Source organism: Paucihalobacter sp. (assembly GCF_036825875.1).
Classification (GTDB): domain Bacteria; phylum Bacteroidota; class Bacteroidia; order Flavobacteriales; family Flavobacteriaceae; genus Paucihalobacter.
The window spans coordinates 15,763-30,801 of sequence record NZ_DAISXK010000032.1 but is presented as its reverse complement, the minus strand read 5'-3'; the positions used below and the strand labels follow the sequence as shown (position 1 = coordinate 30,801).

The following is a 15,039-nucleotide window of genomic DNA, read 5'->3' as shown; positions in this document are numbered from 1 at the left end:
TAGCGCCTCCTTCAATGGTAAGATTGCTTTTTATCCAATTGGCTTCTGTAGCAACAGCCATCAGGCTATCCACTTTCGCTCTATTTCCAGTTCTTGTTTTTTCTTTATATATATCCAGGCTATCTAAAAGTGTTGAGTCTCGTAAAACTTGCCAATCCAGTGAGCCATATGCATTCCACTCAAAATCCACAGCACCTAATTCTCCTTGCCTGTTTACCACGAATGCAGCACCATGATCCCTGATCCAGTGGGCCTCACCGGGCATGACATAAAACCAGATTCGGGTTGTATCTACCCCAAGGCTGTCTAGTTGCTTCTTTGCAATAGACAAAATGCTATCGGATGGTGCAGCCATTTTAATGGCCACATGACCATCTATGGCTTTCATCACATCGGTCATTACTCGTTTGTAATCACTCGCCCAATTACTCATATACCAGGTACCAAACCACACGGCTTCATGGGGTTCGAATTCGCCCGGCATGTAGAAAGCTGCAGGGTCGGTTTTGGGCTTGCAGGAATTAATCAGCGTTACAAAAATCAGTAATGCTGTAACGGAAATAAACAGATTTACCTTTCTCATGTTATTTCCCATGATGCTTATCAATCTCCTTCTGACTCAATCGCAGAAATCTTGCAGCATTGTTATACAAAATATCTCTCTTCTGAGCCTCAGTCAGGAAATCAGCTGTTTCTATAGCTTTAATACCTTCTTCAATAGCGTCGGGCCAGTTCATTTGGTCGAAGCCAAATAGGTTTCTGCGGTGAAAACCTGCCTGCACGATGCGTTTGAGGTAATCATGAAAGGCCTCGCGAGGAAGCGAATAGCAGATAATACCCACATCGGCATACACCTGCGGATGGTTGTAGAGCACAGCAATCAGGTGATCGGCCAAGGGCCAGCCGGCATGCATCAGGTTGATGCGCAATTTGGGATGGCGTAGCGCCACTTCTTCAATTTCAAAAGCACTGTGCATGCGGGCTAAGTGCTGACCCATACCCGGAAAATAAGATACTCCCGGAGGGCCTGTACCGATATGAATGCCCAGCGGAATATCAAATTCTTCCAGAATGACCAAGTAAGGCGCGAAACGCGGGTCATTGGGCGAAATGCCGGCATATTGCAAGGTGACTTCACCAAAAACTTTATATTTACCGGTTTCAAGTACTTTGTGAACTTCCTCAGGGCTTGGCCATTGGTCGATATTTGAAGTCAGTTGCCAAGAACTGTAGATTCTTTCTTTACCTGCTACTTTAAACGCTTCTTCATTCGGACCACTACTTACCGCATAGATATTTCTGCGTTTTAGTATCTCCATGTTTTGATCGAGCAGTTCTTTGTTGGAGGTAGGTGCCATGATGGGATTCTCGCCTTGTGGATTGGCCATCCAATTAGCGAATGTGGCTATCCAGGGCTTGTCGGCCTCATAAACAGGGTAGCCGGTGTTTAATCTGCTGATGCCATTAGGTGGCGGACCATTATCATCAAAATTGGCTGCATGAAAATGCATGTCGATGATGGGAAGTGGTGTTTGAGCAAAGCAAAGGCTTGCTGATGCCATGAGGGAAAAAAGGATAGATAGCTTTTTCATAATGATTAATACAATGTTGTGTAATATTGATTAACAATACTTTGATGTAATGACATTACATGGGAAATAAACCAGTATACCAAAGCGAAAATGCTAACGATTCCCGCAAGTAAACACGTAACAAAAGCAACTGTTTTGTAATAGGTTGATAAAGTGTTGGTTCTAGAATTCATATTAAGTTGATTAGTGATTTTAAAAAAATAGCAGGTATGGTCATAAATATGAAGCAGAATTTTAATTTTATTAGTATATTTATATGTTTTTGATTAAAACTTTATTGAAAAGTCATCATGTACGTTCGATTGTTGACGTATTCAAATTTCAAAAAAAAATGTTAGCATATGGTTTTTAATATACCAACAACAGTGTAAATAGACGAGTAACATGATGAGAAAACCTTATCGCTATATTATTGTTGATGATAATGAAATTGATCAACTCTCGGTATACAGTCATCTTAAAGACAACCCTTTATTAACATGTGCGGGTTTTTTCTCTTCATCTAAACAAGTTGAAGCTTTTTTACAAAATGAAACAGTAGACATTTTATTTCTTGACATAGATCTCAACGGCGAAAGCGGTATCGAATTAAGAAAAAAATTACTTGAAATTCCGGCCTGCATCTTCATAACCTCTCATCCTGAATTTGCTCTTGACGGTTTTACATTAAATGCCTTAGATTATTTAGTGAAGCCGTTTGATAAAGAACGATTTAATCAAACTATTTCGAGAATAAAATCTTATTTTGAAATTCGTGAAAAAGCAGCCCTATACGATTCAAAAGTAGAAGGAGAATGTATTGTTATCAAAGAAGGCCATGACCAAGTAAAAGTGCCTTTAAAGGATATATTATTTCTTGAAGCACTAAAAGATTATACCTTGGTTGTTACTAATAAAAAGAAGCATTGTGTTTTATGTAATTTAGGTACCATGCTTAAACAAGATTGTTTTTCTGATTTTATACGAATACACCGAAGTTACGCGGTAGCTAAAAGCGCCATAAAACGGATTGGTAGTTCGGCTATTAAAACCGTAACAGATGTTGAACTTCCCGTAGGCAGGAGCTTTAAAGCCAATATACAACTGTAGTATGAGGTTTAGGTTTGCTTTTCCGGTAATTATTGTTTGCTGCCTAACCAATGTAAGCCTTGCCCAAACAAATGAACCATCTTTAGAACAGGCATGGGAACAAATTCAATATTTAAAATACCATCTCCCAGATAGTTCTATTGCCGTTACAAAACAAGCCATTACAATGGCTGAAGGTTTAAATGAAGACCTATGGAAAACCAAGCTATACGCTGAGTTGTCCTTAAGTTTCCTTGAAATTAGTAAAATAGACTCATCTCAATATTATAACGAGCTTTCTAAAACCATTAACAAAGCGCAGAATCATAATCCCGGTTTGGCCATGAATACCTTTATGGATGGCTTTATTAGCAGTTCCAAATCTCAGTTTGTGGAGGCCGCAGAATACTACCTCCAGGCCTCAGAACAAGCCAAACAAGATACTAACGCGTATGTAATTATGAATGCTTATAGAGGGTTATCTAATATATACATCAATCAGCGAAACGAAGAATTGGCCATCAAATACGGCAAATGGTCATTAAATGAGGCTACAAAATTAAACAACCCTATAGAGGAAGCTTATAGTAAAAAGGTATTGGCCGAAGTTTACAGGGTTTTTGAGAATTTGGAAGACGCCGAGATTTTATTTACCGAAGCCTTTAATTTTTTCGACCTCAACAACAATCCACTTGGTAAAGCAAAAACCTTGGCCAATTGGTCTATTATGTACGAAGATGATTTAGATAAATGCCTATCTATGGAGTTTGAAGCGCAAAAAATTTTAGACGATATAGCACCTACTTCCGGTTATTCCATTTCCAATATTTACAATATAGGTTGGGGATTTTACGATTTATACAACCTGTATCCTGATATCCCTGAAAATTTTAAACATTACAGCAAAGACGCCTTATTGAATGAAGCTAAATTTAATTTTGAAAAATCATTGTCTGCGGCTAAAAAAAGCAATAATAAACAATGGGAAATGTTTAATATGGGTATTTTGGCCGATGTTTTATACCATCAAAACTCATTTAAAAAAGCCTACGAACTAAATAATGCTTACTCTAGATTAAGAGATTCGCTCTTTTCTCAAAGCAATAAAAACAAAATTGCGGACCTTGAGAATAGGCAAAAAATGTTAGAAAAAGACCGGGAAATTGAATTAAGAGAGTTGAAAATTAGTCAGAAGGAAAAAGAAAAATGGTTTTTTATTGCCGGTCTTGGATTGTTATTTGCAGTAGGGTTATTATTGTGGAACCAAAACCGTATTAGAAAGAAAAACAATGACGACCTGAGAAAACTTAACAAGGCGTTGACAGAATCTAATAAATTTAAAGCCAAATTATTCAGTATTTTAAATCACGATTTACGAAGTCCGCTCTCTAACCTCATCAACTTAATTAACTTAAAAAATAACAATCCGGAACTATTAGATAACGACAATAAATTACGCTTTGAAAACAAAACCTTATCAAGCGCTCAAAACCTGTTGGTATCTATGGAAGATTTGTTATTATGGTGTAAAAATCAAATGGAACAATTTGAACCCAAGTTTGATACTTGCGAGGTTTCACAAATTTTTCAGGAAATTAAACGCTATTTCTCAAATTATGATCATATTAAATTTGAATTTGTGAACAGCGTTGAGTCTACTTTTCAAACAGACATCAACTATCTCAATACAGTTTGCCGCAATCTTACTTTAAATGCCGTAAATGCAGTTATTAATCAACCTAATGCTACCATCAAATGGACGTGCAACATTGACAACAACAAATTATTATTTTCAATTTCTGATAATGGTCCTGGATTTAAAAACGTTGGATTACAATTTAATAATAAGCAAAACATAAAAAGTGTTACACAAGGTTTAGGCATACAAATTATTGAGGAATTAACACAAGCCTTACAAGGGAGTATAGAATTGGCTAAAAATACCGAAAGCGGTTGTACCATTAATATCTGGTTGCCATTAAAGCCGAAGCATTAGGCTTGATACTATTTTATAATCTTATTATCATATATCAAGATTGATATACCCTAAAGGAGCATTAGAGATATTTTAATTTAATTTCAACCTACTATAGATACAGAAAAGTTAACTTACCAAATTAGCCACAATGTCCTTTACAGGTAAAATAGCTTTGGTATATTCAATACTGGGGCCGGCCACCCAGACCGTTTTATAGGTGACTTCTTTAGCGGCTTTTTCAGTGGCGCGCATCCCGATACCAAAACGGACCATTTTAACCCATTTTTTCAGCTTTTTGTTTTTATTCAAAAGGTGTTCGATCCAAGTTTGTTTGGTGCCAATTTTTTGTACATAAGGTGTGTTAATCACCGTGCATGGCGTGCCCGAAATACGTTCGGTCATGACGATATCGTCTGCGCCATAATCGACACAAGCTTGTTTATAATCGTCTGTAACATTGGCTTCTTTAGAAGCTATAAAAGGACTTCCAACCGAAACACCATCAGCTCCGTAGCTTAGCATTTTGTCAATATCGGCTTTACAACCCACACCGCCTGCTGAGATTACTGGGATTTTAAGGTTAGAACGTAATAGTTTAATTAGGTCTTCCGGTGATAAATTACCACGATGCCCGCCGGCTTCGTTGTTGACAGCAATAGCAGCATCAGCCCCTAATTGTTCTACTTTCTTGGCAAAATGTAAATCGGTAACGTCACAAAATACTTTAATACCTACTTTATGAGCTTGATTAATAGTTTCCTCCGGACTTCCTAAGGAAGTAATTATAAAATCGCAACCTTCTTCGCACAACACCCTTAATTGCTCTTTATATTTGAGATTAGATTTGTTCACTATTAAATTAAATCCGAAAGAACCGCCTTCGACCTTATTTTTTTTTAGCTGATGAATGGCAGTTTTTAATTCATCTAAAGTTCGGTAATTAAGTGCTGGAATACAGCCTGCTATACCCGCTTTCATAGCTTCGGTAACCATCGCTACATTTGAAACTAAAAACATTGGTGCTTGAATAATTGGATATTTTATGCTGAGTAATTGGGTAAGTTTGGTTTGCATCTGTGCTGTCATTGGATACACAAATATACATTATTTTACTATGCGTGCATAGTTTTTGAGATTTGAAATTTTATCCTACTCAGAAACAAATTCCCGTTAAAAGAAAAAATTCAACTATCACTCTTTTAGAATAATTCAGAGATGTGAGCATATTATAACTAAAGACTTTTTTATTTACCGCATTTTATCTAATATCGTATTTCTAATATCTAAATTAACTTATGCCCATTTTAGAAAGTGATTACAAGTCGTTATTTGGTTTTAGAAACGGATTTGTATCTACGGTATATTCTGGGTTGATTCGGAATGTAAATGGAGTGATTCAAGAACGTGAACGCATAACACTTTCTGATGGAGATTTTCTAGATTTAGATTGGAGTTTCTGTGGAGAACAAACCGATAAACTCATTATCATTTTACACGGTCTTGAGGGAAATGCACAAAGACCTTATATGACAGGTACGGCAAAAGTTTTTAATGAAAATGGATTTGATGCTGTTTGTGTGAACTTCCGAGGCTGCAGTGGTGAACCAAATTTAAAATACAGAAGTTATCACTCGGGAGCCACTGAAGATTTGGTTGATATAATTCAGCATGTCATTAATAACAAAAATTACTTGAAGCTTCACTTAAAAGGCTTTAGTCTTGGAGGTAATTTAATTTTAAAATACTTAGGTGAGGGCAATGTGATTCCACCTGAGATTAAATCAGCCGTCGCAGTATCAGCGCCTTGTTATTTAAAAGGCTCCGCCTACGAATTACACACGGCAAAAAATATATTATACGCTATACGTTTTAAAAAACACCTTATTGAAAGATTGAAAATAAAGCAAATACAATATCCTGATAAAATTTCTATTACAGAAATTAACTCAATAAATACTTTAATAGATTTTGATCATGTGTACACCTCTAGAGCTCATGGGTTTTTAGATGCTTTTGATTATTACGAGCAATGCAGTAGCTTACAATACCTCACAAAAATAACAATACCTACTTTGATTATAAATGCACTTAACGATTCATTTTTATCGCCCGAATGTTATCCCGTAAAGGAAGCAAAAAATAACTCACATTTATTTTTAGAAATGCCGAGATTTGGCGGTCATGTTGGATTTAAAAATAAGAAAAATGTGTATTATAACGAGAAGCGTGCTTTGCAGTTTTGCGGTCAACAAGACTGATTTAACCATCCTCGCGAAAAAATAAACGTCCGCAGTTTAACGATTATTCGATAAAGATTTCTCTAATAACCATTAGATTAAAACTAAATGATAATAACGAATCTTATTAAAGAATTTAGTAAAACAAGATAAAAAATCTTATAATTTTCTTACAAATTACATTCTATCCTGAAACATTCAAGAATTTCTCCAGTTGGTGCGAAATCCGTTTCATCTTGACATTCCACATGAATCCTGTCAACTTCTATTCGGTTGACGTACCAATTGTTGTCTGAACTATCTTGATATTTTTCTTCGATGTAAATTACCTTTTCGCAATCACAATCGCTTGGTGGCTCTACGGTTTCTGCAGTGCAACCCATTAACAATAATAAGGGTAGTAATCTTTTCATTTCGGTTGATTTGGGAATACAAAAATACAATATAAATTCATGTAAATCTATAAAACGCAAATTTATTCGACGAAATACATGTTTTTTCATCTCAGAATAATACAGGATTTAAATCTGCCATTTTGTGTTAAAAGATTTTGGTTATATTTAAACAAATAAAAATGTATGCTCAAAAAAGTATTCGGAAGTGCGGTTTTTGGGGTTGATGCAACAACCATAACAGTTGAAGTAAATATTGCCAAAGGGGTTGGTTATCATTTGGTTGGATTACCGGATAATGCCATAAAAGAAAGCAATTATAGAATTGCAGCGGCGCTTGAAAATAACGGTTATAAAATTCCAGTTAAAAAAATAATAATCAATATGTCGCCCGCCGATTTGCGCAAAGAAGGCAGTGCTTACGATTTAACCTTAGCACTCGGGATACTTTCGGCTAGTGGCCAGATTAAATCACCCGATTTAGATTCGTATTTAATTATGGGTGAAGTTTCACTTGACGGAAATTTACAACCCATCAAAGGTGCGCTTCCAATAGCTATTAAGGCACGTGAAGAAGGTTTTAAAGGATTTATACTTCCAAGTCAAAATGCAAAGGAAGCCGCCATCGTTAATGACTTAAAAGTTTATGGGGTTGATAATATAACACAGGTTATCAATTTTTTTGACAAAGGAGAACCATTAGAGCAAACCATCATTAACACCAGAGAAGAATTTTATAAAAACCTCGATTTTCCAGAGTTCGATTTCTCAGATGTCAAAGGTCAAGAAAGCATCAAACGTTGTATGGAAATAGCCGCTGCAGGCGGTCACAACATTATTTTAATCGGTCCACCAGGGGCTGGCAAAACCATGTTAGCCAAACGATTGCCTAGTATACTGCCTCCGATGACACTGAGCGAAGCGCTAGAAACCACTAAAATTCACTCCGTTGTCGGACGCGTTAAAGAACATACCGGTTTGATGGCACAGCGTCCATTTAGAAGTCCGCACCACACGATTTCAAACGTCGCATTAGTCGGCGGTGGGAGTTATCCGCAACCCGGTGAAATCTCACTTTCCCACAACGGTGTGTTGTTTTTAGATGAATTACCAGAATTTAAAAGGGAAGTTTTAGAAGTAATGCGTCAGCCTTTGGAAGACAGAGAAGTAACCATTTCCAGAGCAAAGTTTACAGTTACCTATCCATCGTCATTTATGTTAGTAGCAAGCATGAATCCGAGTCCGAGTGGCTATTTTAACGATCCAGATGCACCAGTAACCTCATCACCTGCGGAAATGCAGCGTTATTTGAGTAAAGTTTCTGGTCCGTTACTTGACAGAATCGATATACATATTGAAGTAACCCCAGTGCCGTTTGAGAAATTATCAGACGAAAGAAAAGCCGAAACCTCGGTGGAAATTAGAAAACGCGTTACCGCTGCCAGAGAATTGCAAACAAAGCGTTTTGAAGATTTAGAGAAAATTCATTACAACGCGCAAATGAATAGCAAACAAATACGCGAATATTGCAGGCTAGACGAGGCTTCAAAGCTATTATTAAAAACCGCGATGGAACGCTTAAATCTTTCAGCAAGAGCCTATGATAGAATTTTAAAAGTTTCCAGAACGATAGCCGATTTAGAAGCTTCCGAACATATCACCGGCGCTCACATTAGCGAAGCCATTCAATACAGAAGTCTCGACCGTGAAGGTTGGCTAGGTTAACAAATTCCTGCGCAAGCAGGAATCTCATCATTTATAAATCAATGAAAATGAAAAACACATACTTGTTATTGTTGTTAATTTTGGCGTGTAACTGTAACAATTCCAAACAAGAAAATCCCATAAAAACGGAAGTATCTATTCAATACGAAACAGTTGTGAAACCTATTTTAAACTTAGAGCAAGCGAACAAACTAGCGGAATTACCATTGCATTGCATCAATGTAGAATTCCCAAATAAACTAGGTCAAACCCTCGGAAGCGCCTCGGATTTAAAGTCACCACAAACCCTTCATCCTGCTTTCTACGGCTGCTTTGATTGGCATTCGGCAGTGCATGGACATTGGAGTTTGCTAAGGCTTTTGAAACAATTTCCAAATCTTGACAAGGCAGAGGAAATTCAGCAAATGCTTTTACAAAATATATCAGCTGAAAATATACTTGCAGAAGTAGCATATTTTGATGACCTTCATAATAAATCATTTGAACGCACTTACAGTTGGGTTTGGCTGCTGAAATTAGCCGAAGAACTGCATTCATGGGATCACCCAACGGCACGTACCTTAAAAATCAACCTTCAACCCTTAACTGATTTAATGGTAGCCAAATACATTGAATTTTTACCAAAATTAAATTACCCCATTCGCGTTGGCGAGCACAGTAATACTGCCTTTGGATTAAGTTTTGCGCACGATTATGCCAAAACTGTTGGTCATAAAGCGTTGCTCTCTATGATTGAACAAAGAGCAAAAGACTTTTACAACAAGGATAAAAATTGTCCCATAATATGGGAGCCTAGTGGTTTTGACTTTTTATCGCCTTGTCTGGAGGAAGCTGCTTTAATGAAACGTGTGCTTTCTACAGAAGCGTTTAGACATTGGATTAATGAGTTTATGCCCGAATTAAAAGAAAAAACTTTTGCTTTAGAAACTGGTAAAGTAAGCGACCGAAGCGATGGCAAATTAGTGCATTTAGATGGTGTTAATTTTTCTCGTGCATGGAGCTTAAATGAAATTGCAAATGGATTGGCAGAATATTCACATTTAGAAAATATAGCAATAAAGCATATTAATTATTCATTACCAAGCATTTTTAACGATGGATATGAAGGTGGCCATTGGCTCGGTAGTTTCGCAATTTATGCCTTAAATACGATTAAAATTGATTAAAAAATGGTTTAGCAACATAGGCCCTGCTACGCTAGTGGCAGCTGCGTTTATCGGTCCAGGAACCGTCACTATGTGCAGCTTGGCTGGCGTGAATTTTGGATTTACATTACTTTGGGCCTTATTATTTTCTGTCGTAATTACTGTTCTGTTGCAGGAAATGTCGGCACGACTAGGCGTCATCTCTCAAAATGGCTTGGCCGAAAATATTCGGAATGAAATAAAGCAACCTATTATAAAATTTAGTGTATTGGTTCTAATTTTATCGGCAATTGTCATCGGCAATGCTGCCTACCAAGCTGGCAATATTGGCGGTGCGGTGCTTGGTTTAGAAACAATAGTTGAATTTCCAAAACTGGAAATTTTAAACAACTCCATCAATACCTCAAGCTTAATTATTGGAGCCATCGCCTTTGTGTTTTTGTTTATAGGAAGTTATAAAACAATCGAACGCATTTTAATCACCTTGGTCGTTTTTATGAGCTTATCCTTCTTAATTACCGCCATATTAACCAAACCAGATTTGGGATCACTAGCGTCAGGTTTATTCACTTTTGAAACACCAAGTGGCAGTTTGCTCACTATTGTTGGACTTATTGGCACTACAGTTGTACCCTATAACTTGTTTTTACATGCCGCTCTGGTAAAAGAAAAATGGCACAAAGCATCAGATCTATCATTTGCTAGAAAAGATACAGTCGTAGCTGTGGTTTTAGGGGGTTTGGTTTCCATGAGCATTATTGTTTCTGCAGCTGGAATTCAAAATACCAACATTGAAAATGCCTCGGATTTAGCTTTGGGTTTGGCACCGCTTTACGGCGATGTATCAACCTACATTATGGCGCTTGGCTTATTTGCAGCAGGCATTACAAGTGCTATCACAGCGCCATTAGCTGCGGCTTATGTGGCAACAGGTTGTTTGGGTTGGTCAATCAAAATGAAATCGAATAAATTTCGTGCGATTTGGATGTCAATTTTACTTTTAGGTGTTGTTTTTGCATCTTTAGGTATCAAACCCATCGAAATTATAAAATTTGCTCAAGTAACCAATGGACTGGTACTGCCAATGGTAGCTGGTATTCTTATTTGGATGATGAATAAGTCTGAAATATTGGGTTTATATATCAATAAAAAATGGCAAAATATCGTGAGCATATTATTGCTTTTAGTAGTTTTATTTTTGGGTTTAAAGAGTGTTTTTCAAGTGATGAAATGGATATAAAAAAACAGATAACAATAGATATAAATGTCGATGTCGGCGAAGGCATTGGTAACGAAGCTGCCCTGATGCCTTACATTTCATCTTGCAACATCGCTTGTGGTGGTCATGCTGGCGATACAGATATTATGAATGAAGTTTTAAGTTTAGCCAAAAAACACGATGTGAAAATTGGTGCACATCCTTCATTTCCAGATAAAGTTAACTTTGGTAGAAAGCCAATGACTATAACTTTTGTGGAATTATTCAAGAGTTTAGAAGACCAAGTGAATACGCTAAAAGATATCGCACAACAACATCAATTGAGCCTGCATCATATCAAAGCACATGGCGCATTATACAACTTAGCAGCAACTAATGTAAAATATGCACAGCTCATAATTGAACTAATTAACTCCATTGATGGGTCGTTAAAATTATACGCACCTTTTAGATCAACTTTGGCAGATTTGGCTGTGAGCAGTGGTATTAAAGTTTGTTTTGAAGCCTTTGCCGATAGAAATTATAATAGTGATTTAACCTTGGTAAACAGATCCGAAGCCAATGCCTTAATTTTGGAAAAAACAGAAATTGCCAAGCGCGTTTACAACATGATTTCACATCAAAAAGTTCGTGCCATTTCTGGTGAAGAAATTAAGATAAAAACAGACACGATTTGCGTCCACGGCGACAGCGAAAACGCCGTTGATATTATCAAATATTTACACCAACATTTAACCTCAAAACTCATAAAAATTCAGTAACTTTTGGGCGCCTTTAATCTCACATATAAAGCTTTTGGCGAACGTTCTATTTTAGTGGAATGGCCACAAAAAATTGACGAATTCATTCAAAAAGATGTGCTTAATTTCAAAAATGAGCTCACAAAAAACAAACCTAAACTAATTGTTGAGATAATTAATGCATATTGTTCGTTAACAATAAAATATATAACTACTATTGAAAACATCAATAACGAAATTTCTTACTTAAAAAGACGCTATTCCGCTTGTTCAAAGTCCCAGAATACCGATTTTAAGCTCTGGCACATTCCTGTGTGTTATGAGCCGGAATTCGCTCCAGATTTAACAATGTTTTCGAAGCTTAAAAATATAACAATTGAAGTCATTATTGAACGTCATACAAAGCCAAAATACTTAGTGAATTTCATCGGTTTTTTACCCGGATTTTTGTACTTAAGTGGTCTTGATTCATCCTTAGAAATTCCAAGAAAAAGCACCCCAGAAATGACCGTTAAGAAAGGGTCGGTTGCCATAGGAGGAATGCAAACTGGGATCTACCCCATGGATAGTCCTGGTGGTTGGTATGTGATAGGTAATTCACCCTTAAATTTTTTTAATGTTAATCAAGAGGAACCTTGTTTTGCAAAACCGGGCGATTACCTTAAATTCTATTTCATTTCAAAAATAAGACACCTTGAAATTGAAAACCAACTAAAAAAAGGTAGCTATAATTTAGAATTTGAAACGCATCATGGTTAAAGTTTTAAAACAAGGGTTACTCTCCACTATTCAGGATTCAGGACGATTGGGTTGTGGACATCTTGGCGTACCAGAAAGTGGTGCTATGGATGCCGCATCGGCACTCATGGCCAATACCATTTTAGGAAACAATGCGAATGCTGCTGTAATTGAAATGACCCTGATAGGAATGCATCTTAAATTTCTAGCTGAAACGGTTATTTGTATTTCTGGTGCTGATATGTCGGCATGCTTAAATGGTATATCAATTCAGCTTAATAAAAGAATTAAAATTGAGTCTTCGGATTTGTTAACATTTGGACCCGCGATAATGGGCTGTAGAACTTATTTAGCAGTTTTAGGTGGTTTTAAAACCGACAAAATACTGTCTAGCAGAAGTTTTTACCATTCTATAACATCAAATTCAGTTTTAAAAAAAGGTGATGTAATCAAATTTACGCCCAGTACCTCCCATTTTTTAGACGACTACGCCAAACTTAAACCCAATAATTTTGAAGCATCAGAACTCGCGGTTTATCAAGGTCCAGAGTTCGACATGCTAGAACAAGAGCAACAAGAAAGGCTTTTTAATCAGAACTTTAGCATTTCTAAATTTAATAACCGTATGGCGTATCAGCTCAACGAGACTTTGGAAAATTCGCTTTCACCTATCATTACATCGGCTGTTTTACCAGGAACGGTTCAATTAACTCCTAATGGCAATTTAATTATATTAATGCGCGATGCGCAAACAACTGGCGGATACCCAAGGATTTTACAACTGTCAGAATCAGCCATTAACCTGTTATCACAAAAAAAAGTTAAGGATGCGGTTCAGTTTAGTAGTCTGGATTAAAATAAAATAATTCCTACAATTATAGGAAACATATAATTTTTACATAATTTAGAAGCATCTAAAAAACACTGATTATGAAGAACCTTTCCTTATTTATCATAGGACTATTAATTGGCGCCTTGGCGGTTTATTTTTTTTGTTGCATGAATGACTCATCACTAATAGAAGAAGAAATCATCAAGCCCAATGGTTTAATTACCCCTAGTGAAGCCAAAACGATGGATCAAGCCTTTAATTCAAGACACCAGTTAATTAGCGATTCCATTGTAAAGCGTCCAGACAACCGCTCGTCGTGGTATGCGCTTGAAGATATGCGCAATTATTTAAATTATGCCGAAAAACAAGCCAAAGATTTAGGCTATACCATGGATGGCGTTCGTGTTTATTTAGGAGCGTATCCCGAAGTAAGAGACCAAGTGGGTTATACTACGATGTTTTTTATTCCAACAGGATATCAAATAACCTCCGAAGCTGGCACAGCACTTTCAAAAACTGCCATTCAAAGAGGTGGTGATATTTCTGGTGGAGATGGCTTGAATATGGGAGGTAATGGCGTCCCACCTGGAGCTAATTATCCACAATAATATCTGATGTGAATGATATAATTTCCAAATATTTTATCGAATTAAGTGATGTAACAATTATAATTTCTGCCCTATTTGCTATATTTTTCTATAGAAAATACAAGCATACTGTAGTACGTTACTTTATTTATTACATGATTTATGTAGCTTTTGTAGATGTTTTTGGAGACTACACTTGGTACATTTATCGATACGAACGTTTAAACTTTATAAGAGATGCATTAAAAGGAACACTCATTGAACGGAACTTTTGGTGGTACAATATATTCTGGGTTTTAGGAAGTGCTGTATTTCTCTCAGCTTATTTTTCCAAACTACTCAAATCGACCTTATATAAGAAGGTGATAATGGGTCTGTGTGGCTTAGTCATTTTAACCTTTATCCTCCGCATTATTGTCGACGTTCATAGTTTATTTCAATCAATTATGTCTGTAAATTTAGTTTTTGGAAGCTTAGTAATCATAACCTGCATTGTATTTTATTTTATTGAGATTTTACAAAGTGATAAAATATTAAATTTTTTGTATTCATTTAACTCTATTGCAAGTTCCACACTATTTATATGGTTTTTAATTATAACACCTTTAACATTCTATGATTTATATTTTAATAGCGCCGATTGGAATTTTGTCTTTTTAAGACATTACATTTATTTCTTTTCAAATCTATTTATGTATGGTATGTTTTCGTTGGCCTTGGCATGGTGTAATCCTAATTTTGATTTAGAATCTAACTTAGATTAATGCTTGAAAATCGATTAAAATG

The 15,039-nt window shown here is 36.3% G+C and carries 15 protein-coding genes; 11 read left to right on the top strand and 4 right to left on the bottom strand.

The window, feature by feature from the left end:
* Together V7Z48_RS09870 and V7Z48_RS09865 are read right to left on the bottom strand one after the other, a co-directional pair.
* Nucleotides 1–433: agmatine deiminase family protein (locus V7Z48_RS09870; protein WP_334113267.1), on the bottom strand; the 433-nt coding region annotated here is incomplete at its 3' end.
* Nucleotides 434–584: 151 nt separating this feature from the next.
* On the bottom strand, nucleotides 585–1,592 hold the full coding sequence (locus V7Z48_RS09865; RefSeq protein WP_334113266.1) for an amidohydrolase family protein: 1,008 nt from the start codon (nucleotides 1,590–1,592) through the stop codon (nucleotides 585–587).
* A 384-nt stretch (nucleotides 1,593–1,976) separates the two neighbouring features.
* Here V7Z48_RS09865 and V7Z48_RS09860 point away from each other — a divergent pair, with 384 nt between their 5' ends.
* Nucleotides 1,977–2,681, top strand: a complete 705-nt coding sequence (locus V7Z48_RS09860; RefSeq protein WP_334113265.1) for a LytR/AlgR family response regulator transcription factor — start codon at nucleotides 1,977–1,979, stop codon at nucleotides 2,679–2,681.
* A 1-nt stretch (nucleotide 2,682) separates the two neighbouring features.
* Entirely contained in the window at nucleotides 2,683–4,656 is a 1,974-nt protein-coding gene (locus V7Z48_RS09855; protein ID WP_334113264.1) for a sensor histidine kinase, read from the top strand.
* A 108-nt stretch (nucleotides 4,657–4,764) separates the two neighbouring features.
* Here V7Z48_RS09855 and V7Z48_RS09850 read toward each other — a convergent pair whose 3' ends face one another.
* Nucleotides 4,765–5,724, bottom strand: a complete 960-nt coding sequence (locus tag V7Z48_RS09850; RefSeq protein WP_334113263.1) for an NAD(P)H-dependent flavin oxidoreductase — start codon at nucleotides 5,722–5,724, stop codon at nucleotides 4,765–4,767.
* Between the two features lie 209 nt (nucleotides 5,725–5,933).
* Here V7Z48_RS09850 and V7Z48_RS09845 point away from each other — a divergent pair, with 209 nt between their 5' ends.
* Nucleotides 5,934–6,896, top strand: a complete 963-nt coding sequence (locus V7Z48_RS09845; RefSeq protein ID WP_334113262.1) for a YheT family hydrolase — start codon at nucleotides 5,934–5,936, stop codon at nucleotides 6,894–6,896.
* 149 nt (nucleotides 6,897–7,045) lie between these two features.
* On the opposite strand, the gene V7Z48_RS09840 is transcribed toward V7Z48_RS09845, so the two are convergent.
* Nucleotides 7,046–7,288, bottom strand: a complete 243-nt coding sequence (locus V7Z48_RS09840; RefSeq protein WP_334113261.1) for a hypothetical protein — start codon at nucleotides 7,286–7,288, stop codon at nucleotides 7,046–7,048.
* Nucleotides 7,289–7,453: 165 nt separating this feature from the next.
* On the opposite strand from V7Z48_RS09840, the gene V7Z48_RS09835 reads away from it, so the two are divergent.
* The 8 genes from V7Z48_RS09835 (at nucleotide 7,454) to V7Z48_RS09800 (ending at nucleotide 15,017) form a co-directional block, all read left to right on the top strand.
* Nucleotides 7,454–8,992 carry a YifB family Mg chelatase-like AAA ATPase gene (locus V7Z48_RS09835; RefSeq protein WP_334113260.1) on the top strand — a complete coding sequence of 513 codons (1,539 nt, stop codon included), beginning with the start codon at nucleotides 7,454–7,456 and terminating at the stop codon, nucleotides 8,990–8,992.
* Nucleotides 8,993–9,039: 47 nt separating this feature from the next.
* A complete protein-coding gene (locus V7Z48_RS09830) occupies nucleotides 9,040–10,158 on the top strand; it encodes a DUF2891 domain-containing protein (protein ID WP_334113259.1) in 1,119 nt (372 codons plus the stop codon).
* On the top strand, nucleotides 10,151–11,377 hold the full coding sequence (locus tag V7Z48_RS09825) for an Nramp family divalent metal transporter (RefSeq protein WP_334113258.1): 1,227 nt from the start codon (nucleotides 10,151–10,153) through the stop codon (nucleotides 11,375–11,377). The genes V7Z48_RS09830 and V7Z48_RS09825 overlap by 8 nt, the downstream gene beginning before the upstream one ends.
* Nucleotides 11,368–12,117 (top strand): 5-oxoprolinase subunit PxpA, encoded by a 750-nt coding sequence (gene pxpA, locus V7Z48_RS09820; protein WP_334113257.1) that lies wholly within the window; start codon nucleotides 11,368–11,370, stop codon nucleotides 12,115–12,117. The genes V7Z48_RS09825 and pxpA overlap by 10 nt, the downstream gene beginning before the upstream one ends.
* Before the next feature lie 3 nt (nucleotides 12,118–12,120).
* Nucleotides 12,121–12,855 carry a 5-oxoprolinase subunit PxpB gene (gene pxpB, locus V7Z48_RS09815; RefSeq protein ID WP_334113255.1) on the top strand — a complete coding sequence of 245 codons (735 nt, stop codon included), beginning with the start codon at nucleotides 12,121–12,123 and terminating at the stop codon, nucleotides 12,853–12,855.
* On the top strand, nucleotides 12,836–13,690 hold the full coding sequence (locus tag V7Z48_RS09810) for a biotin-dependent carboxyltransferase family protein (protein ID WP_334113254.1): 855 nt from the start codon (nucleotides 12,836–12,838) through the stop codon (nucleotides 13,688–13,690). Before pxpB ends, V7Z48_RS09810 begins: the two co-directional genes overlap by 20 nt.
* 74 nt (nucleotides 13,691–13,764) lie before the next feature.
* Nucleotides 13,765–14,274, top strand: coding sequence for a hypothetical protein (locus tag V7Z48_RS09805; RefSeq protein WP_334113253.1), 510 nt, complete (start codon nucleotides 13,765–13,767; stop codon nucleotides 14,272–14,274).
* A gap of 8 nt (nucleotides 14,275–14,282) precedes the next feature.
* On the top strand, nucleotides 14,283–15,017 hold the full coding sequence (locus V7Z48_RS09800) for a hypothetical protein (RefSeq protein WP_334113252.1): 735 nt from the start codon (nucleotides 14,283–14,285) through the stop codon (nucleotides 15,015–15,017).
* Nucleotides 15,018–15,039: the final 22 nt, after the last annotated feature.

Excerpts from the sequence above, each read along its gene's own strand:
- V7Z48_RS09865 (WP_334113266.1), bottom strand. The coding sequence starts at position 1,592 with ATGAAAAAGCTATCTATCCTTTTTTCCCTCATGGCATCAGCAAGCCTT.
- V7Z48_RS09860 (WP_334113265.1), top strand. The coding sequence starts at position 1,977 with ATGATGAGAAAACCTTATCGCTATATTATTGTTGATGATAATGAAATT.
- V7Z48_RS09855 (WP_334113264.1), top strand. The coding sequence starts at position 2,683 with ATGAGGTTTAGGTTTGCTTTTCCGGTAATTATTGTTTGCTGCCTAACC.
- V7Z48_RS09850 (WP_334113263.1), bottom strand. The coding sequence starts at position 5,724 with ATGACAGCACAGATGCAAACCAAACTTACCCAATTACTCAGCATAAAA.
- V7Z48_RS09845 (WP_334113262.1), top strand. The coding sequence starts at position 5,934 with ATGCCCATTTTAGAAAGTGATTACAAGTCGTTATTTGGTTTTAGAAAC.
- V7Z48_RS09840 (WP_334113261.1), bottom strand. The coding sequence starts at position 7,288 with ATGAAAAGATTACTACCCTTATTATTGTTAATGGGTTGCACTGCAGAA.
- V7Z48_RS09835 (WP_334113260.1), top strand. The coding sequence starts at position 7,454 with ATGCTCAAAAAAGTATTCGGAAGTGCGGTTTTTGGGGTTGATGCAACA.
- V7Z48_RS09830 (WP_334113259.1), top strand. The coding sequence starts at position 9,040 with ATGAAAAACACATACTTGTTATTGTTGTTAATTTTGGCGTGTAACTGT.
- pxpA (WP_334113257.1), top strand. The coding sequence starts at position 11,368 with ATGGATATAAAAAAACAGATAACAATAGATATAAATGTCGATGTCGGC.
- V7Z48_RS09805 (WP_334113253.1), top strand. The coding sequence starts at position 13,765 with ATGAAGAACCTTTCCTTATTTATCATAGGACTATTAATTGGCGCCTTG.